The sequence below is a fragment of the Dyadobacter sp. CY343 genome, assembly GCF_021390335.1.
In the GTDB taxonomy this organism is placed as follows: Bacteria; Bacteroidota; Bacteroidia; order Cytophagales; family Spirosomataceae; genus Dyadobacter.
In genome coordinates this window covers 1,194,868-1,218,008 of record NZ_JAJUXK010000004.1, presented here as the reverse complement: position 1 = coordinate 1,218,008, position 23,141 = coordinate 1,194,868, and the positions used below count along the sequence as shown (strand labels likewise).

Sequence of the window (23,141 nt, the reverse complement as noted above, 5' to 3'; positions counted from 1 at the left end):
ACGAATCTTCAAAATTGTTATTAAGGGACATATTCACGGTGAAATCAGTTGGAAACTTTCGTTTCGGCTACCAGAGTATGAAAAAATTATGCCAGCCACGCGGGTCCAGACTTACTGATATTTAACGTAAATATGAGCGAGTTCTTTTACCATTTACTAAATGAAATGAATTGAGTAAAAATGAGAACTAATCATATTTTGATATTAATTTCGCTTATACTTTAATATTGATGTAAAAATTAAGGCATAGCATTGAAGGCACCAATCCATAAAAACATCGAAAGTCAGGTTCATACCGTCACTGTGCAGGAGTTAAAAGCGCCGCATTTTGATCCGAACTGGCATTTCCACCCGCATTACCAGCTCTTCACGGTACTGGAAGGAACAGGCAAGCGATTGATCGGCGATTCCATTCAAACTTTCGGTCCCGGCGACACCGTTTTCCTCGGTCCCGACGTGCCGCACCTCTGGCGCAGCGACCCTGCGTACTTCGAAACAGGCTCCGATTTGATCACGCACGGTGTGGTACTATACTTCCAGGAAGATTTTTTGGGAAAAGATTTTTTAGAAAAACCCGAAATGCTCGGTCTGCGACAATTATTACTGGATTCAAAAAGAGGGATCGAATACAAAGGCGCACTCCGCGATCACATCCGCGAAGAACTTCTGACGCAAACTAACACAGAAGGTTTCAAAAGCATTTTAAAGCTACTGACCCTGCTCGACAAGCTCGCACACGAACCAGGCGGCTCGCCGATTTCGAGTTACGGATACGTCAATACCTACAAAGTTTCGGAAACGGAGCGAATGCAGAAAGTACACGATTACGTATTGCAGCACTTTTTCCAGGAGATCAGGCTCGGCGACGTAGCGTCGCTTGCCGGTATGACGGAGGCTGCATTTTGCCGGTATTTCAAAGCGCGCGCCAACAAAACTTTCATCGATTTCGTCAATGAAATTCGCATCGGCCACGCCTGTAAATTGCTCTTAGAAGACAAATGGACCATCGCCCAAATCGCCTACGACAGCGGCTTCGACTCCTTATCCAATTTTAATAGAAATTTCAAAAAATACATCGGGCATACGCCGCGGGAGTATAAAGGGAATTACTGAGTCAAATGATCAGCAGAGCCGCAGATGATGGTTGTCGATTTTAATATTAAAAAAGACCTCAGCCTGCATTGCTTTAAACACCCTAACCAGCGTCTCGAGAGTGGCGCTATTAGCACTGCTTTCCAGTTTGGATATCTGGGCTTTTTGGACCCCCACCAACTCTCCAAGCTGGGCTTGCGTCAACTTTCGCTCCTTCCTGACCTCTTTTATCATCCGACCCATTAATTCCATTTTTAATTCATACTCGAACTGATCGCGCTCGGGCGTTCCGCTTTCTCCTATGTATTTGTCCTTGATTTCTTCCAGCGTATAAGTCTTTAATTTCTTTGTCATAACATCGTCAATCGTCTAGTTGAGCAAAGTATTGTTTTCTGATTGTAAGTGCTCTTTTTATCTCTTTCCCCGGAACCTTATCGACTTTCTTTACAAATCCGTGAGTCGCTACTACCAGCGTTTTTTGTTTGTTGGTCTTATCCCAAAAGGCCAGCAGTCTGATTTGCTGCCCCTGATATCTTGTCCGGAATTCCCAGATTTCATCAGTCAGTTTTTTTAGCAGTCTGGGATCATTTGTACTCTGGGCAAGCGAGATGTTGAAAACAATTTTCGCAGCAGCTTCCCTGGTTAGTGTAGCCAGAAATTCTTCCGCATCTTCCAGCAGTAGTATTTGAAAACTTTTCAATAAATAGTGTGTTAAAAGAAACGGACTAAGTTTCCAAATTTAGAAACTTAACCCGTCCAAAACCAGTATTTCTATTTCCGGCTTTCGCTAATTATCCATCGGTATCAAACAGGCTCCCCAAAACGGAAAGCCTGCAAAAAAAAATCCAAAATCCATTCTCCCTTCCTCCATCCTCCCTACGCGGGCCGCCCTTTCCTCCAAACTTCAACCCTTCACATAATTCGTCCCAAAAGGCGCCCGTTGCGGTCTCGAAAGCATCGCATTCGCCTCCTTATCACCAATAAATTGCTCCTTTTTCGGATCCCATTTCAGTTTGCGCTGCAACTTCATCGCAGTATGCGCGAGGAGGCAGGCGGAGCAAGAGCGGTGGGCGATTTCAGCGTGACTGATCGTTTGCTTGCCACTTTGAATGCTCTCGATCCAGTTCTGGTGCTGCTCCGGACTTTCGTATAAATGGATTTCATTTGCCTGAATTACAGAACCCAGGATTTTAGGATCACTGGCGTAAAAAGCCTTGTTTTCTTTGGCGGCAGCCGCCGCACCCGGGTCTGAGGCTGTAACCCCAACATTCCCGCGGGAAACGAATATCCAGCCTTCGGTACCTTCGAATTTCACCCCGTTTGGATTAGTACCTCCAATTTCCATTTCAACGCCATTGGCATATTTGGCATTTACCATAAAATCGCCGTGCACATCCCACAAACCCGATCCCTGCGCCGGGAAAGTAGCTTTTCCTTCGACTTCGATTGGTCCAGTCAATTCGGTATCCATTCCCCAATGGGCAATATCGAGGTGGTGAGAGCCCCAGCCGGTGATCATACCCGCGCCAAATTGCTCCAAACGCAGCCAGCCCGGCCGGTCGTTAATATCCGTTTGTGAATGCACGCGGTCGAGGGTGTAAAAAACCTCCGGCGTCGAGCCGAGCCACATGTTGTAGTTCAGATTTGCCGGTACCTCCATTTTGGCAGTACTTCCACCGGAAGGATCACCTGGCAAACCAACATATACTTTCTTCAATTTTCCAATGCGCCCATTGCGGACCAGCTCGCAAGTGCGCTTAAATTGCGGCCACGGAGAAATCGATCGCTGCTGACTTCCCAGCTGAAAGATCACGCCCTTTTTCTTGATCATATCTGCCATTTGCCGGCCTTCCTTGATCGTGAGGGAAGTTGGTTTTTGCATGTAAATGTGCTTCCCGGCCACAGCCGCCTCCATCGCAGGCTGCGCGTGCCAGTGGTCGGGCGTACTGATAATTACCGCGTCAATATCCTTTCTGGCGAGCAATTCGTGGTAATCGTCATAGGTTTTTACTTCGAGATAATTCTCCTTACCTGTCCGCTCCGCGTATTTTTTCTCGATCCAAACTTTCCCTTTTGCAAGGCGATTTTTATCCAGATCTGCCACTGCGATCACGTGCGCAGCTTCATTTTTGATCACTTCCGGCAAATCGTGCGAAGAGCCGATCCGGCCAAAACCGATCTGTCCGATGTTGATCTTATTGCTCGGCGCACTTTTACCAAAAACACTTGAAGGAACAATGGTCGGGAACATGGAAGCGGCGATAATGCCCGCTGTACCTTTTGCAGTCGTTTTTAGAAATGATCGCCTGTCTTGGTTGCTTTCTGAATGCTTGTCTTTCATTGCCTTTCAAGGTTAGGATGAATGTTTTTATATTATTTCCTGCGCACTTCATCTTGCGGACTGGTTGCGTAAGCTTTACTGTAATTCCTAGGTTTCTGCGGCCCAATCGCCCATTCAATCGCGCCAAGAAGGTGTTTTCTCAAATCTTCCTTTTCATAGTCTGTTTTTTCGTGACCAATGGAAGTATAAAATGCGCGGCCGCCATCGTACTCATGCCACCACACCGAAGGGAAGACGGTACCAAACGTGTCCAGCGCCTTTCCGGCGGGTTTTTGAATGGTAGTATGGTCATTGACAGCCAGTACGTTCAGGTTGACAGCCATTTCTTTGACGAAATAGAACTCATCTTTTTCCCGGTTCCAGGTCGCAGGTAGGTGCGCCAGCGATGGATTTTTAGGATCAAGGATTTTTACTGAAAAACTCTGTCCCGGCTCGTGCCAGAAGAAGGTACCGCCGAGCATATCTTTAAACCACCGCCATTTCCGCTCTGTACCCGAAGCCGAGTGAATCCCCAGAAAATTTCCGCCTGCCTGAATGTACCGCATCAGTGCAACACGCTGTGCGTCAGTATCGAATACATCATTATTGGTATTTGAAAAAATCAATAAATCGTACTGTTTAAGGTTATCCTCCGTGAACTTGGAAGCATCAGAAGAAGAATCAACCGCAAATCCATTCTGCTTCCCCAGCGCCTGAATTGCCGCCACCGAAGCTGCGATGTTATCATGCACATAACCCTTTCCATTGCGGGTATAAACCAACACTTTGACTTTATTCCATTTGATTTTCTGGGCGAAAGTTTCAAATAAAAAGCTGGTTAAGCAGATCATGCAGACAGCCAGCGAAAGTGCTTTTAGGTAGTTTCTTTGTTTCATTTTAATGGGTTTGGGTTGTCAATTTTTATCATAGGATGAAGTCTGATTAAGAAAGCTCTTTGGGATCGTCAGATCTAAAAAGCACTTTTGAGTTAGACTTGGTTACGATCTTTTTTCCTGTTTTCGCTTCAATCTCTTTTCTCGTATTTCCTGCAATGCTACCTCCGTCATTTGCCACAATTCTGTTTTCTTCAAAGGTTACAGGTTGTTTTTCCTGAGAAATTTCTTTCGTTGTTGCTTCTGCTAACATGTTCAGAACAAGTTCAAGATTGGACATATGATCCCTCAGGTTTTCTTTTTTGAGGTTCTTAAATTCTTTGTACTCACGAACCGTTTTCTCGCTCCAGGCTTTGGTGATAATATCTGTTAAAATCGCGAATTCCTTCCCGGCTTTCACGCCGCGGTTTTCCCATTCATCTGTTAGCTCTTTCCTGACTTCAATGCTTTTCAAGCGCTGATTAATCCATTCTTTGCTATATCCTTTTTGTAAATAGGTCTTCATTGCCCTGTCAATCGTCAGTTCAGGATTTTCATTTTCATCGATCCTTTCACTCCCAATTTTCGCCAGCCAGAGTTTAAAAGGTTCAGCTTTTGGAGAGGGTATAGATTGAATCAAACGCAGCATCTGTTCTGTGTCAGCAACGTCAGTCACCCTCATCTTGCCATCAGGTGCTCGCATTTTCAAACCGTTACAATTTGTAACGGTTTCATTTCCCTCTGCGGCTAATCTCTTTTTAAGAACTCTCCAATATACCTGTGGATTAGCGCTTTCGGATAAAACCGCGACAATATCAACAATTGCAAAAAACCATTTTTCCTGCTCTTCGTCCCAGTGACTACGAATTTGTTGTTGGTTAAAAACATTGATTTTGCTCTGCATAGTAGTGTATAGTTTTAATTGATTGTTAATTTCTGCTTAGTCTAAAACCCAATCGAATTCCCGCCATCAACCGGCAGTGAAACCCCGGTAATAAACTTCGCCGCCTCCGAGGCCAGGAACACCGCTGCCCAGCCGATATCGTCGGGTTTTCCCCAGGTTCCCATTGGCGTGCGGCCCATTGCTTTGTCGCGGCGGGAAGGGTCGCCGTTCATGGCGGTGAGCATCATTGGCGTTTCAATAAACCCGGGCGCGATTGCATTGACGCGCACATTGTAAGGTGAGAATTCGGTTGTCAACGCCTTCACCATTCCTCCGATTGCTGATTTGGATGCAGTGTAAGCTACTACCCGGTCGATTCCGTATAATGCAGCCATTGAAGTGATCATGATAATAGATCCCCTTTTCCGCTCGATCATTCTTTTTCCGCACTCGCGGGTTACCGAAAATACCGCGTGGAGGTTGGTTTGTATAATACGGTCAAAATCTTCATCGGTCACTTCCACCGCGTGCTTTTTCATATTAATACCTGCATTATTGATCAGGATATCAATCTCGCCGACATTCGTTTCGATATCCTCAATCAATGCCGGGATCGATTTCAGATCGGTAATGTCATTGACAAAATAGGAAGCATTTTTCGCACCGAGCTTTTCGACTGCCTCTTGTAAAACAGACTCTCTACGACCGGTTAATATCACTTTCGCTCCCGCAGAAATCATGCATTGCGCGATGTAAAACCCTATTCCGCTGCCTCCGCCCGTGATCAGGGCACGCTTTCCTTCCAGCGAAAATATCGCCTGTGCCGTTTTTAATGCTAATTCTTCTGGCATATACAAGCCTTTGTAAATATGGATTATTGTTAAAACTGTGGGATCGACCGTAAAATACTCATTTCCAGTCCACGTAATTCTGCCAACGCCTTCAACCGGCCGATCGCAGAGTAGCCGGGATAGGTTCTTTTATTGAGATCATCCAGCATTTGAAATCCGTGATCGGGGCGCATTGGGAGCTGATTATCAGTGTATTGTTGTTCTTTTCGCCTTTTCTCTTCTTCCACCAACGCTTTTACCACTTCATACATATCCACATCACCTTCCAAATGTGGTGCTTCGTGAAAGTTCAATGGATTATCACTGTCGCGTTTTGTAGTTCTCAGATGCACAAAATGAATGCGGTCGCCAAATTTTCTGACCATTTCCGGCAGGTTATTATCAGCACGAACGCCCAGCGAGCCCGTGCAAAATGTAATTCCATTAGCCCGCACATCGCAGGATTGTAGGAGTTGCGCAAGATCGGATTCGGTACTTACTACGCGGGGAAGTCCGAGCAGTGATTTCGGCGGATCGTCGGGGTGAATGCAAAGGTTAATGCCCAATTCCTGCGCAAGCGGCGCAATTTGACCAATAAAATAGTATAGATTTTCTCGTAACTCTTTGTCTCCGATTTCCGCGTACGCATTTAGCAGACTTTGAAATTGAGTGAGTTCAAAAGCCTCTTCCGACCCAGGCAAGCCCAGTAAAACGGTATTCGTCAATGCACCGATTTCCTCCTGCGACATTGCATTCAGCCTAGCCAGCGCCGATTGTTGTACTTCTGGTTCGTAATCTTCGAAAGCACCTGGCCTTTGCAAAATATACAAATCAAAAAGTGCGAAATCCTCCCAAACAAAGCGCAACGTTTTCTGGCCGTCCGGCAAGGTATAATCAAGCTTTGTGCGCGACCAGTCTAAAACTGGCATGAAGTTGTAGCAAACCGTTTTGATCCCGCAAGCCGCCAGATTTCGAAGTGACTCCTTATAATTATGGATATAATGCTCCCGCGAAGGAAGTCCTTTTTTAATATCCTCATGAACTGGCAGACTTTCCACTACAATCCAGTTGAGCGGAGTAAACTGCTCATTTCCAGCCTCGATCAGCCTTTTCCTCTCTTCAATTGCCTCAATAGACCAAATTTCGCCAACCGGAATCTGGTGCAATGCACTTACTACCCCGCTGCATCCAGCCTGCCGGATATCCATCAAAGACACCGGATCATTCGGCCCAAACCAGCGCATTGTTTGAATCATTTTTTGAATGGGTTTTGGGGTGAATAAATGTGCTGACTTGCCCAACGCCGAAGCCAGAAAACACATTTGCAATGTTCCTAACAGACGCGAATCCTTACAATATTCCCTTACAAAATAGAAAAAGCCGATGAGTACAGTCAGCGGCTTTTTAGATATAAATGAAAAGTGTTTGATCAATGCATTTCCAAAACAAACACCTGCCGGCTCCCGACACCCGTATTCAAATCCTCAACCAACCTATTAAAAGCCAGCACCTTCCCATCATGCGACCAGACCAGGTTAGCAGGAGTATGTTCCGAAGGCTTTGTCAATACTTGAATACGCTCAGCAAAATCTGCATTACCCACTTTGCAGCTCACAATGCTTCCTTTCCAAACATAAGTAACTGCTTCGCCGCCAGGATGCCAGCGCAGGTTTCCGGTTACGTCCGAATCGTGAAAGGTAAGTTGCTGAGGTGCTCCGCCGAGTGGCGAAATGGTGAAAATCTGGTTGATTCCACTTTTGTCTTTTGCTATAAATGCAAGCTGCGAGCCGTCTGGTGACGATCTGACAATTCCGCTGCAACCTGGAAATGGTGAATTAGCGGTGAATGTGAGTCGCTTTTGAACGGTACCTGCTGGTGGCATTGGAAAATCATTATCTGTACCTTCCAACGGGCCAAACTCTCCCGGCTTTGTAATATCATCGGGAATATCAACCACGAAAACTTCCGGTACCTCATTCCCTTCATTATCGACTACGGTACCCAGGAAAGCTCTTGCTATTTGGCAATTACCGTCAGGTTTCTGATACCCGTTTTTGCCAATCCAGCTATCGTTTGCTGCGTGACTGATCTCGTCGCTTCCGGGGATAGGGTTTGGTACCACGCTCACTACCAGCACACTAAACCATCTGCCGGAAATATTCTCAGCATTTTCATTGACAGGTACCGGACTGATGTTCTTCGATACACCAATAGTGCGCAAGTTGCGCTTTGTACCGGTAATATCTTCAAGCGTTTGCAGAATTGCATCATTATAAGTAAATCCAATCCATTGTCCGTCGCCGCTCCATTCGTGCCGGTGGGTGCCGCCACGTAATGCGCCTGGTGTAAATGGTGGATTAATATTCCGGGCATCTATAAAAATTGGCTTTCCAGGTTCACTATCACGGACAATTACGCCTGTTCGCCGCCATTGCTGATACGGGTTTTCAGGCGTGCAGCCGGGCAATCCGTGAATAAAAACAACCGCATCCTCCACCGGGCTGTAACTTACCGCACCAGCCCCGGGTCCCCAGCTTCCGTTGTTTTTTATTTGGTAAACTGTCTTGATTTCTCCCGTTTCAATGCAAACTTTCTCGATCCTCGCCGATTCCGGAATGCCACCTTCGTCGGTTCGGGTATCATACACCAGCCATTTTCCATCTGGTGAAAAGTTATCATTGTTGTCCAGATCGTGGTGGTAACTCAGATCGTGCGTAAGCTGCTTTTCTTCCAAAACTTTAAACATAACGCTACTTTTGAGGAGCACTGATTACACCTAAATATCTTCCCAACCAATAGGGTAGCAGCCAGATATCACCCGCACTGTGCTCAGAAGCGCCATTTCCGCCATTTCTATCCAAGCTAAACATATTCGCATTGTGCCGCTGAATGGGACGCTCGTCTGGTGGTAGCACTTCTTTGGTGGTTTGCTTCCGGAAATTGGGCTCCAACATTTCAATATCCTTACGGTGACTGTTCTTGATTACCCAGTCAATCATATCAAGCGGATGTTCCCGTAAATACCAGGCCGCCTCGTTCAGGTCAAATTCCTTTGTGCCTGTCAAAGCTGTAAAAATATTCCACGCTCCTTCTTTTTCCGGCCGCTCGGCTTCCCAGTGATCAAGGATCGATTCTCTGTATTTGGCTTTCAAAGTATCATTAAATGCATATCTGTACAAACCCCAATACCCTACAAAATACATTTCATCATCAGAGTGGTTCCAGCCGTCGGACATATGTTTGGCGTGCTCATCCGCATCCGCAGGCGCTTTTCCGATCTCGTTCATCGAACGCATCATATTTTCGAGGTAACCATATTTCGTCATCAGCTCGAATGCTTTTGCTTTGTATTTTTCCTTTTTGGTAAAATAATAAGCTGTCTGCAGCATTGAAACGATATTCGACGAATTCAGTTTTCGGTCACCTACATTGGTTGGAAACGAGTTGACATATTCCGGGTTCCACTTGCCCCACATCGTCGGCTTACCATCAAAATCGATGAGGTACATATTGTTTTTAACAATGTGCGACATGACAGTATCGATCAGCATTACCGCCTGTTTTTTTATCGCAGCATCGTCGATCAGTTCCGCCGCCGCGCCGAATGCAAATATGTGGCCGATCACTTCGTCGCTGCTGGTAGTCGATTTCCAGTCCCATTCCTTTTCAGGTGAATGCTGCCACCTTTCCTGATCGTGCAGCTCCTTACTATGGCCAGAGCGTTCAAACGACCGCGCAGGGAAACCTGGGACAGGGTTAACCGTGTACAACCTTTCCATCGCGTCCATCGATTCCCGGCAATTCTGCAATGCCTCCGGATCTTTGGTAACCGCATACCTGAATATCTCACCGCCCAGATACATTGAAGTCCAAAGCCCGTCATTGTCCGAGTCCTCCATATGCCCGGTCGCGAGGTTACCGCGTTCCATTCCTACCAGCGTGGCATTGAAACCGTTTCGGATATGCCGTTTTCTTACCTGTTCACCAAAAAACGCAGCCTTTTCTTCCAGTGTCATCATTTTAAAATGAATCTGGCCTAAGCCTTTGGTAGTCAAGATTAGTACTGAGTTTTTCGGCCCCGGTTCAATGTCTTTAACGATATTTCCCGGCAGCCAGCGCTCACCGAAATAGTAATCATATTTACCGTCTTCCCGGAGCGCAAATGCCCCCGCATCAGACCCAAACCACAATTTTCCATTGATCTCTTTTACAGTATTAATCTTGGTAGCAGGCAGCTTTTTCATAATTGTACCTGCCTGTTTTCCTGTTTTTATATCGAAAGAAAGATAACCATCGCTGGTGCCGACTACCAAATTACTTTCTTTATTTGCCAGCGTAAAACAGGTGAAATTTGCTCCTTCCAGCGCTTTCGTCAACTTTTTATCAGCAACTGTAAAGGAGTACATTGATTTTTTACCCAAAATCCAGAACACGTTTTTTGTAGGCTGGTAAGTAATGTCGATCGCATTATCGTCTGGCAGCTTGCCGCTCCATAATGTTTTCGAATCTTTGATCAATTGAAGCGACGGACCGTCGGAAACCAGGAAAGTAAAATCACTTCCGCCAGCAAAAGTCTTTGCCGCCGGCAATGTATGTTTCGAGAACAAAGTCCCGGCCCAGGCATTGCTGAGTACCACCGACTGCGCGAGGTACACAAACTGATTATCGTAAGACAGCAGCGCGCTGATCTTTTTATCCTTCATGAACCGGTAACTATTATTCGGTTTTACAGCGCCCGGATGCAAAAATTGACCGTCCTGAATATGCTGCAAGCCTTCTTTTGCTAAAATTTCAATATTACCATTGCGATCAGCTGCTACCTGAAGTAAGTGGCTTTTGGTGGTGTCAGCGTAGTATTTGACACTGTAATCCTGCAAAAAAGGTTTGTCCTGATAAACGGATTGCGCCTGGCTCCCGAAGTGCGGTAGCAGGGTAACAAGAGCAAGTGCCAGGAGTTGGGTAAAGGTAGGTCGTTGCATTAAAATGGAATTTAAGGTAAGCGTGCCGGGTCAACGACAACATATTTAACAGACTTTTTTCCTTTTTCGGGATGGTGCGAATACGTCATGTGCAGCATTCCATCCGGCGTTTGTATCAGGGAAGGGTAGGAGTAGCCGCCCCGTTTGGTTTCGTCTTTTTCTATCCAGCCACGTTTCCACGATTTGCCTTCGTCGGGAGAAATTCTCAGGGTAAGTTCATAACGTCCATGATCAATATCATTGCCCAGAAATGCCCAGCGGCCGTCTTTCATTACAATAAGCTCGACGCTTGCTGTGTTGGGAATATCTGTTTTTTCTGTTGCCTTCCAGCTTTCACCTTTATCGGTACTCTCGCTAATATGCACCCGCGTAGGCTCGTCGCCGCTGTCGCGCATGAATGCAAGCAGATTACCATTTTTCTTTTTAATAATCGCCGGCTGGATCGGGCCTCTTCCAACAATAGGCAACCCCGGCCGCCAGGTAGCACCGTCGTCTTGGGATATGGCAGTGATTGAAAAGTTGAAACCGTCGGAGTAGAGGGGGAGGATAATTTTTCCGTCCTCCAAAATCAAAGGCTTGATTCTGGTCATCCAGCCAATGCTCCGTTTTGGTGCATCTTTGGCGGCTGCGATGATCATTTCATCATATGTCGGCGCATATCCGGCCCAGCCTGCGGTCAGTCGCGGCAGGTTTTTGAAGTTCTTCTCCACTTCCTCCGCGAAACGATTATCGGGTTTTAGCAAAATATTATCCTGCCATTCCCAAACCGGCGCGCCCGCATTTGAAAAGTTGGTCGACGTTTTAAACCGCAAAATTGATTGCTCCCAAAGATTCGCCTGCACCGCGATCCATACCAGAAATAATTTGCCTTTTGCATTCAGGAAAAGAACCGGGTTGCAATCCGGAATATTCGGGGTGTCGGCCATTAAAAAAGGCTCACTCCATTTGCTTTCGCCCTTTTTCAACCTCGCGCCCATGATCCGCACATCGTCGGCAGTGCGTTCGCCGCTGCCCTGGAACCACGTTACCAGGAAATCGCCGTTGGGCAGATTCACAATGCTGCTTCCGTGAACATGCTTTTCCTGGTGCGGGAAAACAAGCATTTGTTTGGTTACCGCGCTTTCCTGCGCTATTAAGGATACGCTGAATACGAGTGCAGCGACTAGTGTTAAAACAACTTTTTTCATCAGATTATCATTTTGAAATCATTCCCAGATACCGGCTCATCCAATAAGGAAGCAGCCAAAATACCGGCTCACGCTCTACCTGCGGGTTTCCGCCCGCCGCTGTCCAAGGATTTTTATCCCAGCGAACGGTCAATCTTATACTCGGCGGCTGCAATACATCCACTTGCTCGTCTTCCAGCACCGGGGTGCGGACAATGCGGATATCTTCTCTCTTTCGGTGGTCAATCGGCCAGTCTACCAGGTCCAGCGGCGTGTCTTTCAGGAAATCGACTGAGTTTTTTAGTTCAGATCTTTGGTGCAGACAGTAATTATAAATGAAGTTGATCAGCGGATTATGATCCTCTTTCCGGTGCGTGAACCATTCTTCCAAATGCGCTTTATAAAATTTCAGCCGCTCAGGATCCTGCTCGCATTGGATAAAAATAGGGTAGAGATAGGCCTGCAAAACGACATCGAAATAGATGAACCAAGCTGGATTCTGGCTGGTTACCTGTGCCATATTGTCGAGGTAATGCTCCTTTTCGATCAGCCTGAGGTATTCTTGCTGATACTTCTCCTCGCCCGTCATAAAATGCGCCAACTTGATAAATGCGAGTATTTCCATCGAATTCTGGTTCCGATCCGGCAGCCACTCGGGGTCACGGTTCAGCTGGTCGGGCGACCATACCGACCAGCGGGTATGAGTCCCGTCCACATCCACAAGATTCAGATTATTGCGCATTAAATGGTCTACAATTTTCCCAACATGCGCGGCAATGATTTTCTTCTCGGCTTCATCGGCCACGAGCGTGTAATAAAAATAGTAGCCAAACATGTGACCACACATTTCGTCGCTGCTGGTATCGCCTTTCCAGCGCCATTTTCCATCTTTTGACAAATGCCAGCGTACTTCAACAGGTTTAAATCGAGGCTCTTTTACGAGTTCATCGGCCTTTTCCCATGCCGTGAACACACGGTTTTCATCGTGCATTTGTTTCCAGTCCGCGGGAATGATCGTTCGGGCGAAAAAACCGTCGGTACCGGTTACTTCCTGCAATAATTTCAGAAAGCCGAATGCCTTTTTTGCATTCAATTTCGCTTCCGGAAGCTTGGTTGCCGCGTACCGGAAACTTTCCATCGCGAGGTAATTTCCGGTATATTCTCCGTCGTTATCATCGTCTTCCGGCTCCCAGGAAGTAGTGTCGCCGGGGATTTTCAAATGCGCCTGACCGGCGATCCATGGTGCACGGATGTGCCTTTTCATGAGTTCCTGGTAAAAGAAATCACTCTTGGAAGCCAGCGTCATTTCTCTTTTCCTAATAATACTCACACCTTTCGGAGTCGCGATCCATGCGTTTCCTTGTTGGTCAAAGGCAATATCATTCACCTGATCATCGAGCAGCCATCTTCTTGAAAATAGCAGTGATTTTGTGCTGTCAGGCCGAAATCGCACTACACCCGATTGCGTGCCGACCCACATGGAGCTGTCGGGAGAAAGCCTGAGTGCGGTAACGTAGCTCGAAGGTATTCCATTCTTTACCCCAATTTCTCTCTCCTTAGAAGTCGCATTACGAACCGTAACCCCACCCAGGCCGCCTACCCATAATTTCTGGTCAGTATTGAATGCCAAACCTTTCGCATAGCCACTGATCAATGCGTCAGTTTGATAGTAATGCTGCGTTTTAGTTTCCGTCCAGTGATAAAGTCCTACATCCGTTGCGATCCAGAGTCCACTATTTCCGTCACTAATTACGTCGCGGATGGATTTGGCAGTATTACTTTTGACCTCCCGAAAACCCTGGCCTTTATTGATCCAAAATGCTTTGGGACCCAATGCATAAACCGTGTTTTTGACGGCCAGAAGCGTAGATACTGGACCTTTGAGTCCGTTAACTTTTTCAGGATTGTTATTTGAAAATTTATAAAGCCCATTCCAGTTACCTAGCCAGATTGTGCCCATTTCATCTTGTGCAACTGAATAAGCCGGACCGTCATTTTCACCGGATATTACTTTCGTCCAGACAGATTGACCACTGTTTCTTTTGAATATCCCACCAGCGGTTGCAGCCCACGCATTATCTTCTTTATCAATAAAAATGCGCCTTACTTCGTTGGATTCGGCATTTTTCCCTATCAGTGAAGCTTCGTGGTATTCCTGCCAAAAGGGTTTATCCTGGTAAAACGCCGCTTCTGTTTTTTCAGACTTTTCACGGGAGCAAGCGACTATCAGAATAAAAAAGAGCGCCGCTACTAATCCGGGAGACCGTTTTCTCAGCGTAGCGATCATGCTTCCGCATAATTTACACTTTCCTGAAAGAGCAGGCTGACCAGTTTCTTGTATTGAGAAAAATCAGGAATAAGCAACTGTGCGCCGGCTTTTACAAGTCGCGGGCGTTTTGCAGGATTATGTCCGAACCGCTGCACTTCGTTGCTTGTGATACCTACCGCAATACCACCCGCGCGCCGGCCTTCCCTGATCTCGTCGGGACCGTCGCCGAAAACCGCCAGCTCGTTTCCGCGAAGCCCGTTTTCCCGGATAATCTGCTCAATGATCATTTTCTTGGAAAACTTGGTGTAATCCTTCAATGCACCATAAATGCCGCCGTCGAACAAATGTGCATAACCCAGCATTTCTGCCTCGTTTCTCACATCGTCCACGTCAGTACCGCTGGCCAGGTACATTCTCACGCCCCTTGCTTTCAGTGCGTGAAGAAATGCCACCGCACCTTTCATGGTAAAATCTTCCGGCCCGAGTTCTCTTTTGGTCAGCCTGTCCATTCGTTTGCTGACCATTTCCATTAATGCATTATTATACAGCTCTTTATATTGAAATTTGTCCAGGATTTCCTCCTCCGGCACAAAACCGGAATCGCGCACGAGATCAACCAAACCCTCCATTTGATAAATAGTCTGGATCCCCGTGGTTTTGTGGATAAACGACTTTACTTCCAGCTCCACCAGATGAAAGGTCTCGGCACTGACGTGATCATGTTGGTCACCTAAAATAGCTTTCATCATCACGGGCTCCATGATATCTTCCCAGCCCTGCCGCAGCGAGCTGATCGTTCCGTCGTGGTCAAAAACGGCGTGACGAATGTGGCCGAACTGTTCTGATATAGCAGGAACGCATAATTCGAAATCGGTATCTTGTAAATACACCGCATTGCGCTCATTTTCAGCCAGCTCCGCATTGTATATATAGTCCGGTTCGCGGCTCATCTGCAAAATTTCTGCCGGGCTGGCGGTGCCGGTTGTGTATAATTTTTGAACTGTAACCGCGGCTGCGAAGTTGGCAAATCTGGCTGCTTCTGCTGGTGGTACACCGGCAGCGACGCAAAGTGTGATCGCGCTGATCGCAGTATCGCCCGCCCCGACTGTATCCAGCTTGTTCTTCAATTGAAGCCCCGGTACCTCACTGTAACCATTTTTATCAAAAGCGATGATCCCACGCTCTCCGCAGGTTACGAAAACGGGTTTTTGGGATTGGGTAAAAATCTGCTTACCGTATTTGATGATATCCCTGGTAGTAATATTTTCTTCCGGAGCCATTTGCATTCCCGCCAGTGAAGCGATCTCGCGATCGTTGGCTTTCAGCAGAGTATTATTAAACCGATCATTGAAATGCCGGGAGTCGAGCATGACGATCTTGTGGCTGTATTTGTCAAAAAGCTGATTCGCCGCTGCGATGAAAGATTCGTTGTTAATGCTGCCGGTCACCTGCTGGTTAAATATCAAAGCGTCGCATTCAATCAATGAATTTTCCAGCGCGGCTAACAGAAGCTGGTCTGTATCGGTGCTCCTGTTGTTGAAAACCCCGAAATCAATGCGCGGCTCCTCCGCTCCGTTGACGATCCTTTTAAGGTAACAGTAAGTCGTAAAATTTTTTTCCTGGATAAAAAGGCTGGAAGTATCCGCTCCGAGTTGCATTAGTTGGGCGCTCAATTCCCGTCCCTGCATATCGTTCCCTACAGTTCCGATCACTTTAATGCTCGCCGGATTGAGTGCCGCGAGATTGGCAACCACATTCCCGGCACCGCCCGGGGTGTAGTAATGTGTCGAAACTGCTTCTGTCCACAAACCCGTTTCAATAGACACTTCCGACCCTTTCGGGTCCATTACCCAATAGGCGTCGAGGCAGAAATCGCCGTAGACGGCAATCTTCACATCTGTGATTTTCTGCAGAATGATTGAGATACTGTTCTCGTCCATGAAAATGATCTGAGGTTAAGAATATTTGGTGTGCCCTTTCGGTAATATACTCGGCAAAAGTTGCGGCGGGCTATCTGTCTGCGCCGCATTTATGCGGAGTGTTAAAAAATTATTAAGAATTTTTTGTGACCAGACTACTGAATCTGCGTCTAAAGGAGGAGTGGGATTCTGAATGGAAAACAAGAAATGAGTGCTTTCGTGAAGAGAATGCTAAGCATTTATAATGAAACTGTTAATAAAAACACGTTTGCGCAAAATGAAGATATTTTTACGCACTTTGCGATTTATATATTGAAAGGAGCATGTAGTTTTATCAAACAATTGTAAGGCACCACTCAAAACAAAAAATCGCGGAAGGATTGACGGGCAGAATAATCGGCTGTATCTGCGATAATTAAAGCAATAATATTTTTTACAAGAGATTCCGATTTACCCTTTTTTCTATTACGTTAAACCTGATCAACCGTGGCCTGTCCTGACGAAAACACCCTGCAAAAAGTAACCGAAGGAGATGAAGCAGCTTTTGCCGAGCTGTATAACTACTATAAATCTCCCGCGCTGCGATTCACCACATCGCTTTTGAAAGACGAGGAAGAGGCGGAAAATATGGTCCAGGACGTATTCATCAAAATTTGGGTGAAGCGGGCGCATATCAAGCCTGACTATAATTTCAATTCTTACCTGTTCACCTGCCTGCGCAATATGGCGTTTGACTATTTCAAGAAAATAGAAAAAAGTGAACTGCTGCGGAAAAACTATATAGAGATGGTGAAAGTGGCCGGAGAAGAGGAAAAGGAGGAGAGCGAGAGAAGGCTAAACCTGGTCCAGGCAGCGGTAGACTCACTTTCTATCAAAAGGAAGCAGATTTTAAAGCTTAATATTGAAGAAGGGAAATCCTATCAGGAGATCGCAGAATTTTTAAGGATTTCTAAAAACACAGTCAAAAACCAGCTCGTGAAAGCGAAGCAGATACTGCGGGACAAAGTAGATTTCGCGGCAGTCTGAACAGATATTTATTCCTAAATCCAATAAAAAACCAGAAGCCGCCAAGCCTCTGGTTTTTTTGTAATTAGGGTAAATTCTTATTTCAATGCTTCCAATTTCACAAGATTAATATCTTTCAGCGCTTCTTTGAGCTGTTCCACTGAGATGTTGTTGCCTTCGACGTTTACTACATAGCGATCAGCGACAAGCACATTGATCTCACCCGCTTTGATCGTGCTGTTATATTTCTCAAATGCCTTGTATCCGTCCAGCTGGGTCGTTTTTTCGTAGCCGTCGGCCGTTTCTTTATCTATTTCAGCCATCGACCACGTCGCCAGCGCCATTGTGGACACACCTGCAATCCCGCCGGTATCTACAATTTCAATGACAATCGATTCATCTTTATCGCCTTTGTATCTCGCCTGGGCTGTGGAAACCGTGAAGCCCATCGCGCCAGACTTTTCCCCCGTCGCTTCTATGCGTTTCAGCCCGATCAGTTCCTCAGGCATCAGTTCTTTTAATTTCCTGAAATCAATCGGATCGACAGTCTCCCGCTTGCCCATTTCCTTCGCTTTGTCGGCGAATGCCTGCAATGCATCGGTCGGGCTTTCTGCTTCCTCCGCCTGATTATCTTTTTTACCGCAACTGGTAAAAAGTAATGTAAGGGAGAAAGCCAGCGATAGAATAGACGAAGTTTTCATCGGCTGGAAGTGGTTTGCACTATGTTTCGTTGCAGCGGGTCCCTTCTCGATTGAACGATAAAATAGATCCCGAGCAAAACAGCTGGTATACTTAGTATCTGCCCCATATTCAGCGCATAGTTTGCTTCGAAAGCTTCCTGATTTTCTTTCAAAAACTCATACAAAAAGCGCAGTGTGAATACCCAAACCAGAAAAACGCCAACCATCAATCCCCGTGGCGTGGCAGCTTTGTACCTGTTCCAGATCGCGAAAAGCACAAAAACCAATATAAAGCAGGAGATCGATTCGTATAATTGTGCCGGGTGGCGGGGTATCTGACGGAATTCTGTATTGTTTAAGAAGACAAAACCCCAGGGAACATCAGTTGGCCGGCCTACAATTTCCGAATTCATGAGGTTACCAAAACGGATAAATGCGCCGCCCAATGCAACGGTGATAATAATGCGGTCGATCACATAAAGAAACGTCTGACCTGTGCCCTTTCGGGAACGCGCGTACAGCCATAACCCGATCAGCACACCAATCGCTGCACCGTGGCTCGCCAATCCGGAGTAAGGCGGAATAAGAACTTCGAGCGGATTTTTGAAAAGCGTTTCTGGCTCGTAAAATAGAAAATGCCCAATCCGCGCACCGATCACGATCGATAAAACCATGGTAAGGGTCAATGCATCGATATCATCAAGCGAGCGGCCTTCTTTTTTGAATATATGAATGACGATCTGCTGGCCAACCAGAAACCCGAGTGCGAAAAGCAAACCGTACCAGCGTACAGGAAAGGGCCCAATGCCAAAAAATTCGGGTATGGTAAATATTTCGGGACTGGCATCCCACAGAATGTACGAAATCATGCGAAAGGGTTGTTATTTGTCAAATATACTATTTTGAGACAACAAGATAAATGAAATTTTTACTCATAGGACTGGTGCGGATTTACCAGGGTGTGCTGTCGCCATACCTGCCTAATTCGTGCCGTTACACGCCGACCTGCTCTCAATATATGATCGAAGCGATTCAGAAATATGGGCCTTTTAAAGGCACCTGGCTAGGTCTGAAACGGTTTTCAAGGTGTCATCCCTGGGGCGGTCACGGGCATGATCCCGTTCCCTGAATCAACCGATCGCCACTTTTCTAAGTATAGAATCAATAATAGTCATCGTGCGGACACCGTCGGCCTCGGCCTCATAATTGAGCAGGATCCGGTGGTTCATAATATCGGGCGCGAGCTCTTTGATATCTTCGGGCAAAACGTAATCCCGGCCTTCCAGATAAGCCAGCGCTTTGGCCGCGCGGTTAAGGTAGATAGTTGCGCGGGGAGAAACTCCAAACTGAATATAACGCGCTTCGTCCCGCAAGCCATAATCCAGCGGGCGGCGGGTAGCGAATACAAGTTCGATAATGTACCGTTCGAGGGTATCAGAAATATTTACTTTGTTCACATTATCGCGGATCGCAAAAATGTCTTCTTTGTTCAATATCGGCCGGATCTGGTACTCGTAATTGATATCTGACATCCGCCGCATTACTTCCAGTTCCTTCGCTTTATCCAGATAATCGACGTATACTTTCATCATAAACCGGTCGATCTGCGCTTCCGGAAGTGGATACGTACCTTCTTGTTCCACAGGGTTTTGGGTGGCAAGTACTACGAATGGGCGGTCGAGCAGATAGGTTTCGTCACCGATCGTCACCTGCTTTTCCTGCATTGCTTCCAGCAGTGCCGACTGCACTTTTGCAGGCGAGCGGTTCACTTCATCGGCCAGGATCAGATTTGAAAAGATAGGTCCTTTTTTAACCTCATAATCACCGATTTTCGGTTTATAGATCATCGTACCGATCAAATCGGCGGGCAGCAGGTCGGGGGTGAACTGAATGCGTTTGAAATCGAGGTGAAGTACTTTGGCCATTACATTGATAGTCAATGTTTTGGCTAATCCCGGCACGCCTTCCAGCAAAATATGGCCGCCGGTGAACAGACCTATTAGCAGCCGGTTCAGGAGTTTATCCTGTCCCACCACTACCTTGCCCATTTCATCGAGCACTTCCTTAATTTTTTCTATATACATTTAGTAGTGTCGTTTTAGGCAGGTCTCAGCCCCAGATCGCTCTCACAAACCGGTCTTTTCCGTTGATATCTCTCAGGATCTCAACATTGCGGTAATTTCTTTCCTCAAACACTTTCTTAGTTTCGGATCCAAAGTGCTCGTTGATCTCCACGTAGCATTTCCCATTTGATTTCAGGTAATGGGTTCCAAAATCGGCGATAGCCTTGTAAAAAAGGAGCGGATCGCTGTCTTCTACAAAAAGTGCCTCGTGGGGCTCAAAACGCAATACATTGGGGCGCATATGCTCCTGCTCGGAGTAAGTCACGTAAGGCGGGTTACTTACCAGGCAGTCAAACTGAGGGATACTTCCCGGCAAAGGCAGGGTCATATTCAGCATATCCTGCTTCGCAAAAGTTACGTCTGCGATCAGCTGGCGGGCATTTTCCTGGGCTACTTTCAATGCCTCGTCGGAAACGTCCCAGGCATGTACGGATACGTGCGGCAGAAAACGGGCGAGTACAATAGCAATACAGCCGCTGCCCGTGCCAATATCCAGGATCGTGATATCCTTGTCTGGCTCAGCGTAATCTCTGGTGACCATTCTTACCAGTTCCTCCGTTTCAGGACGGGGGATCAGTACCGAAGAAGAAACGCGGAATTCAAGCCCGCAAAACTCCGTGGAACCGATGATATGCTGAACAGGCTCGTTATTGTTAAGCCGGGATATGATATTGTCCCAATCGGGCTGGGCCGCATTGTCCGCGATCGGGCGGTCGACCAGCACATCGATGTTGCGAAGCCGCATGTAATGTTCAAGCAACATGAATGTTATTGCCTGCGATTCTTTTTCGGGATATACCGTTATTTTTTTGACAATATATAAATATAGCTGGCGTGCCGAAGTCATTTCCAATGGTTTTTAAAGCAATGTCGGAAAGTTAGCAAATTATGGCAACTCCCGAAAACTGTGTTTACAAGGACGTTTGTATTTTTGCCCGATGGAGACTGATATTCAATGGATGGGTAGGGCCTTACAGCTTGCAGAATATGGCAGGGGAAATGTAAGTCCTAATCCGATGGTTGGCTGTGTGATCGTACATAATGAAACGATCATCGGCGAAGGCTGGCACCGGCATTACGGCGGGCCGCATGCAGAAGTGTGGGCGGTGGAAGATGCAAAGCACAAGGGAAATGCAGCTCTTTTGTCGGAAGCTACCGCCTATGTGACGCTCGAACCCTGCTCGCATATCGGAAAAACGCCTCCCTGCGCAGATCTGCTGATCCGCCACAAATTGAAACGCGTCGTAATCTGTAACCCGGACCCTAATCCTCTGGTATCCGGCCGGGGAATACAAAAGCTGGCCGATGCCGGTATTGAGGTTATCACACAGGTTTTAAATGAAGAAGGTCTTGTGCTGAACAAGCGGTTTTTCAATGCTATGACGCGGCAGCGGCCTTATGTAATCCTTAAATGGGCAGAAACGGCTGATGGTTTTATAGGCTATTCAGACGGTCCGCCGGTAGCGATCAGCGGCGCACTTTCCAATATGCGCGTTCACAAATGGAGAACGGAAGAGGATGCAATACTGGTGGGTTTTAAAACTGCGCTTGCCGACAACCCGCAATTGAATGTCAGGCATTGGGCGGGACGAGATCCGGTGAGGATCGTGCTGGATCGTTATTTACAGCTGCCCGAAACGCTCAACCTGTTCGATAACTCCCAGGCGACGATCGTTGTTAATTTTTTAGAAGAAACAAAATCTCCTGCCGAACCGGAGCGATATTCGGACACGAAAGCAGTGAGCTACTTAAAGATTTCTTCGGGTGAAAATGAAATAGGGGACATGCTGGAACAACTATGGAAGCGCAAGATACATTCCGTTTTTGTCGAAGGCGGCACTACCGTGATCAATGCATTTTTGCAATCGGGACTCTGGGACGAGATCAGAAGATGCCAGGCGAAAATAACAATCGGAAAAGGAACGATCGCCCCCGTGCCGAAAGGGACTTTAACCTACTCTGAAAAGATCGAAAACGACCTTTGGACCTACTATTCAAATAGCTAAACGCTCCACAGATTCTCCTCGTTCGTCCAGATTTCCCAGGCTTTTTCTGCCTGCAACTGTAACATTTTCAATCCGTTCTGAATTGCCGCGCCTCTTTCTGCACTGTTTTTCAGAAACAATGTTTCCGCCGGATTATAAACCAGATCGTACATAAAGTGCCGTCTTGTGACCCATTGATAATTCAGGTCCGGACATTCCTCTGTATTTGGAAAAGTACCGAGCGGCGTTGTGTTGATAATAAGCAAATGCTGGCTCACGATCTCTTCCGTCAGTTCTTCGTAAAGCAGTGACTCGCTGCTTTTTTGCCGGGAAACGAGCTGGAATTCTACGTGCAGATCGCGCAGCGCAACCACTACCGCCTTGGCCGCCCCGCCATTTCCCAACACCAGCGCCTTTAAATTGCTGCAAGATTCTCCCCGCTTGTCGACCCACTCTACCAGCGACTGTCTGAAACCGTAGTAGTCTGTATTAAAGCCTTTTGTACTGCCGTCGGCATATATTTTGATCGTATTCACTGCGCCGATCCGCTCGGCTGATGCGTCGTCTAGATCGTCCAGATAAGCGATCACATCCCGCTTGTGCGGAATCGTCACATTCAGTCCTCGCAAGTCCGTTTTTTTTGCCAGCAGTTTCGGAAGGTCTTCGAGTGATTTCATTTCAAATAATTCGTAACTGCTCTCCTTGATCTTTTCGCGCACGAACTTATCTGTGAAATATCTTTTCGAAAACGAGTGGGTAAGTGGGTAACCGATTAAACCGTATAAATCCATATTTGCTGCCGGCAGGCACTAATGTGAGGCCGCTAAGTTAGCCGAGCGTTCAGGCAATTGCAAAAATTTAATGTGACCAAATGCACAATCCGCCGTATAGTATGTAGACACCAGGATCACGTAACTCAGTTCTGCGTAGAAGCAGTTGCAGGATACCCTAATTAGGTTGCAAAATTTAAACCGAATTTATTTGTAAAGCTTTGCCAAATGCGGTAGAATTACCTTAT

The 23,141-nt window shown here is 46.7% G+C and carries 21 protein-coding genes; 4 read left to right on the top strand and 17 right to left on the bottom strand.

Annotated features, from left to right (window positions below; genetic code table 11):
- The first annotated feature begins 252 nt into the window (after window positions 1-252).
- Complete coding sequence (locus LZG94_RS17220; protein WP_233793027.1) at window positions 253-1,113, top strand: AraC family transcriptional regulator; 861 nt, start codon at window positions 253-255, stop codon at window positions 1,111-1,113.
- Between the two features lie 9 nt (window positions 1,114-1,122).
- Here LZG94_RS17220 and LZG94_RS17215 read toward each other — a convergent pair whose 3' ends face one another.
- The 12 genes from LZG94_RS17215 to LZG94_RS17160 all read right to left on the bottom strand — a co-directional run bounded on the left by LZG94_RS17215 (window position 1,123) and on the right by LZG94_RS17160 (window position 16,351).
- The gene (locus LZG94_RS17215) at window positions 1,123-1,446 is read right to left on the bottom strand and encodes a helix-turn-helix domain-containing protein (protein ID WP_215234249.1); all 324 of its coding nucleotides are present in this window, start codon (window positions 1,444-1,446) and stop codon (window positions 1,123-1,125) included.
- 7 nt (window positions 1,447-1,453) lie between these two features.
- Window positions 1,454-1,792 carry a type II toxin-antitoxin system RelE/ParE family toxin gene (locus LZG94_RS17210; protein ID WP_233793025.1) on the bottom strand — a complete coding sequence of 113 codons (339 nt, stop codon included), beginning with the start codon at window positions 1,790-1,792 and terminating at the stop codon, window positions 1,454-1,456.
- 204 nt (window positions 1,793-1,996) lie between these two features.
- Window positions 1,997-3,433 (bottom strand): Gfo/Idh/MocA family protein, encoded by a 1,437-nt coding sequence (locus tag LZG94_RS17205; protein ID WP_233793024.1) that lies wholly within the window; start codon window positions 3,431-3,433, stop codon window positions 1,997-1,999.
- A 32-nt stretch (window positions 3,434-3,465) separates the two neighbouring features.
- The gene (locus tag LZG94_RS17200; protein WP_233793023.1) at window positions 3,466-4,308 is read right to left on the bottom strand and encodes a ThuA domain-containing protein; all 843 of its coding nucleotides are present in this window, start codon (window positions 4,306-4,308) and stop codon (window positions 3,466-3,468) included.
- A 46-nt stretch (window positions 4,309-4,354) separates the two neighbouring features.
- Window positions 4,355-5,188: a Bro-N domain-containing protein gene (locus LZG94_RS17195; protein ID WP_233793021.1), complete on the bottom strand. Its 834-nt coding sequence runs from the start codon at window positions 5,186-5,188 to the stop codon at window positions 4,355-4,357.
- Between the two features lie 41 nt (window positions 5,189-5,229).
- Window positions 5,230-6,018, bottom strand: a complete 789-nt coding sequence (locus LZG94_RS17190; protein WP_233793020.1) for an SDR family NAD(P)-dependent oxidoreductase — start codon at window positions 6,016-6,018, stop codon at window positions 5,230-5,232.
- Window positions 6,019-6,047: 29 nt separating this feature from the next.
- On the bottom strand, window positions 6,048-7,253 hold the full coding sequence (gene uxuA / locus LZG94_RS17185; protein WP_233793019.1) for a mannonate dehydratase: 1,206 nt from the start codon (window positions 7,251-7,253) through the stop codon (window positions 6,048-6,050).
- 173 nt (window positions 7,254-7,426) lie between these two features.
- Window positions 7,427-8,743: a DUF3748 domain-containing protein gene (locus LZG94_RS17180; RefSeq protein ID WP_233793018.1), complete on the bottom strand. Its 1,317-nt coding sequence runs from the start codon at window positions 8,741-8,743 to the stop codon at window positions 7,427-7,429.
- 4 nt (window positions 8,744-8,747) lie between these two features.
- A complete protein-coding gene (locus LZG94_RS17175) occupies window positions 8,748-10,976 on the bottom strand; it encodes a hypothetical protein (RefSeq protein ID WP_233793017.1) in 2,229 nt (742 codons plus the stop codon).
- A gap of 11 nt (window positions 10,977-10,987) precedes the next feature.
- A complete protein-coding gene (locus LZG94_RS17170) occupies window positions 10,988-12,163 on the bottom strand; it encodes an exo-alpha-sialidase (protein WP_233793016.1) in 1,176 nt (391 codons plus the stop codon).
- A 7-nt stretch (window positions 12,164-12,170) separates the two neighbouring features.
- Window positions 12,171-14,429: a regulator gene (locus LZG94_RS17165; RefSeq protein ID WP_233793015.1), complete on the bottom strand. Its 2,259-nt coding sequence runs from the start codon at window positions 14,427-14,429 to the stop codon at window positions 12,171-12,173.
- Window positions 14,426-16,351 carry a PfkB family carbohydrate kinase gene (locus tag LZG94_RS17160; RefSeq protein ID WP_233793014.1) on the bottom strand — a complete coding sequence of 642 codons (1,926 nt, stop codon included), beginning with the start codon at window positions 16,349-16,351 and terminating at the stop codon, window positions 14,426-14,428. Before LZG94_RS17160 ends, LZG94_RS17165 begins: the two co-directional genes overlap by 4 nt.
- A gap of 465 nt (window positions 16,352-16,816) precedes the next feature.
- Here LZG94_RS17160 and LZG94_RS17155 point away from each other — a divergent pair, with 465 nt between their 5' ends.
- Window positions 16,817-17,356: an RNA polymerase sigma factor gene (locus tag LZG94_RS17155; RefSeq protein ID WP_215234237.1), complete on the top strand. Its 540-nt coding sequence runs from the start codon at window positions 16,817-16,819 to the stop codon at window positions 17,354-17,356.
- A 77-nt stretch (window positions 17,357-17,433) separates the two neighbouring features.
- On the opposite strand, the gene LZG94_RS17150 is transcribed toward LZG94_RS17155, so the two are convergent.
- Together LZG94_RS17150 and lgt are read right to left on the bottom strand one after the other, a co-directional pair.
- Window positions 17,434-18,036, bottom strand: a complete 603-nt coding sequence (locus tag LZG94_RS17150) for a hypothetical protein (RefSeq protein ID WP_233793013.1) — start codon at window positions 18,034-18,036, stop codon at window positions 17,434-17,436.
- Window positions 18,033-18,884: a prolipoprotein diacylglyceryl transferase gene (gene lgt / locus LZG94_RS17145; RefSeq protein WP_233793012.1), complete on the bottom strand. Its 852-nt coding sequence runs from the start codon at window positions 18,882-18,884 to the stop codon at window positions 18,033-18,035. The genes LZG94_RS17150 and lgt overlap by 4 nt, the downstream gene beginning before the upstream one ends.
- Window positions 18,885-18,934: 50 nt before the next feature.
- On the opposite strand from lgt, the gene yidD reads away from it, so the two are divergent.
- The gene (gene yidD, locus LZG94_RS17140) at window positions 18,935-19,144 is read left to right on the top strand and encodes a membrane protein insertion efficiency factor YidD (RefSeq protein ID WP_149640489.1); all 210 of its coding nucleotides are present in this window, start codon (window positions 18,935-18,937) and stop codon (window positions 19,142-19,144) included.
- 1 nt (window position 19,145) lies between these two features.
- On the opposite strand, the gene LZG94_RS17135 is transcribed toward yidD, so the two are convergent.
- Window positions 19,146-20,099, bottom strand: coding sequence for a MoxR family ATPase (locus LZG94_RS17135; RefSeq protein ID WP_215234234.1), 954 nt, complete (start codon window positions 20,097-20,099; stop codon window positions 19,146-19,148).
- 25 nt (window positions 20,100-20,124) lie between these two features.
- Window positions 20,125-20,985: a peptide chain release factor N(5)-glutamine methyltransferase gene (gene prmC, locus LZG94_RS17130; RefSeq protein WP_233793011.1), complete on the bottom strand. Its 861-nt coding sequence runs from the start codon at window positions 20,983-20,985 to the stop codon at window positions 20,125-20,127.
- Between the two features lie 91 nt (window positions 20,986-21,076).
- Between prmC and ribD the strand changes: the two genes are divergently transcribed.
- Window positions 21,077-22,144 carry a bifunctional diaminohydroxyphosphoribosylaminopyrimidine deaminase/5-amino-6-(5-phosphoribosylamino)uracil reductase RibD gene (gene ribD / locus LZG94_RS17125; protein ID WP_233793010.1) on the top strand — a complete coding sequence of 356 codons (1,068 nt, stop codon included), beginning with the start codon at window positions 21,077-21,079 and terminating at the stop codon, window positions 22,142-22,144.
- Here ribD and LZG94_RS17120 read toward each other — a convergent pair.
- Window positions 22,141-22,914: a shikimate dehydrogenase gene (locus LZG94_RS17120; RefSeq protein ID WP_233793009.1), complete on the bottom strand. Its 774-nt coding sequence runs from the start codon at window positions 22,912-22,914 to the stop codon at window positions 22,141-22,143. The two genes, ribD and LZG94_RS17120, sit on opposite strands and share 4 nt — an antisense overlap.
- Between the last annotated feature and the right edge of the window lie 227 nt (window positions 22,915-23,141).

Bases quoted from the DNA above. Each gene is read 5' to 3' on its own strand.
- LZG94_RS17215 (WP_215234249.1), bottom strand. From the start codon at position 1,446: ATGACAAAGAAATTAAAGACTTATACGCTGGAAGAAATCAAGGACAAA.
- LZG94_RS17205 (WP_233793024.1), bottom strand. From the start codon at position 3,433: ATGAAAGACAAGCATTCAGAAAGCAACCAAGACAGGCGATCATTTCTA.
- LZG94_RS17200 (WP_233793023.1), bottom strand. From the start codon at position 4,308: ATGAAACAAAGAAACTACCTAAAAGCACTTTCGCTGGCTGTCTGCATG.
- LZG94_RS17195 (WP_233793021.1), bottom strand. From the start codon at position 5,188: ATGCAGAGCAAAATCAATGTTTTTAACCAACAACAAATTCGTAGTCAC.
- LZG94_RS17190 (WP_233793020.1), bottom strand. From the start codon at position 6,018: ATGCCAGAAGAATTAGCATTAAAAACGGCACAGGCGATATTTTCGCTG.
- uxuA (WP_233793019.1), bottom strand. From the start codon at position 7,253: ATGATTCAAACAATGCGCTGGTTTGGGCCGAATGATCCGGTGTCTTTG.
- LZG94_RS17180 (WP_233793018.1), bottom strand. From the start codon at position 8,743: ATGTTTAAAGTTTTGGAAGAAAAGCAGCTTACGCACGATCTGAGTTAC.
- LZG94_RS17175 (WP_233793017.1), bottom strand. From the start codon at position 10,976: ATGCAACGACCTACCTTTACCCAACTCCTGGCACTTGCTCTTGTTACC.
- LZG94_RS17170 (WP_233793016.1), bottom strand. From the start codon at position 12,163: ATGAAAAAAGTTGTTTTAACACTAGTCGCTGCACTCGTATTCAGCGTA.
- LZG94_RS17165 (WP_233793015.1), bottom strand. From the start codon at position 14,429: ATGATCGCTACGCTGAGAAAACGGTCTCCCGGATTAGTAGCGGCGCTC.
- LZG94_RS17160 (WP_233793014.1), bottom strand. From the start codon at position 16,351: ATGGACGAGAACAGTATCTCAATCATTCTGCAGAAAATCACAGATGTG.
- LZG94_RS17150 (WP_233793013.1), bottom strand. From the start codon at position 18,036: ATGAAAACTTCGTCTATTCTATCGCTGGCTTTCTCCCTTACATTACTT.
- lgt (WP_233793012.1), bottom strand. From the start codon at position 18,884: ATGATTTCGTACATTCTGTGGGATGCCAGTCCCGAAATATTTACCATA.
- yidD (WP_149640489.1), top strand. From the start codon at position 18,935: ATGAAATTTTTACTCATAGGACTGGTGCGGATTTACCAGGGTGTGCTG.
- LZG94_RS17135 (WP_215234234.1), bottom strand. From the start codon at position 20,099: ATGTATATAGAAAAAATTAAGGAAGTGCTCGATGAAATGGGCAAGGTA.
- prmC (WP_233793011.1), bottom strand. From the start codon at position 20,985: ATGACTTCGGCACGCCAGCTATATTTATATATTGTCAAAAAAATAACG.
- ribD (WP_233793010.1), top strand. From the start codon at position 21,077: ATGGAGACTGATATTCAATGGATGGGTAGGGCCTTACAGCTTGCAGAA.
- LZG94_RS17120 (WP_233793009.1), bottom strand. From the start codon at position 22,914: ATGGATTTATACGGTTTAATCGGTTACCCACTTACCCACTCGTTTTCG.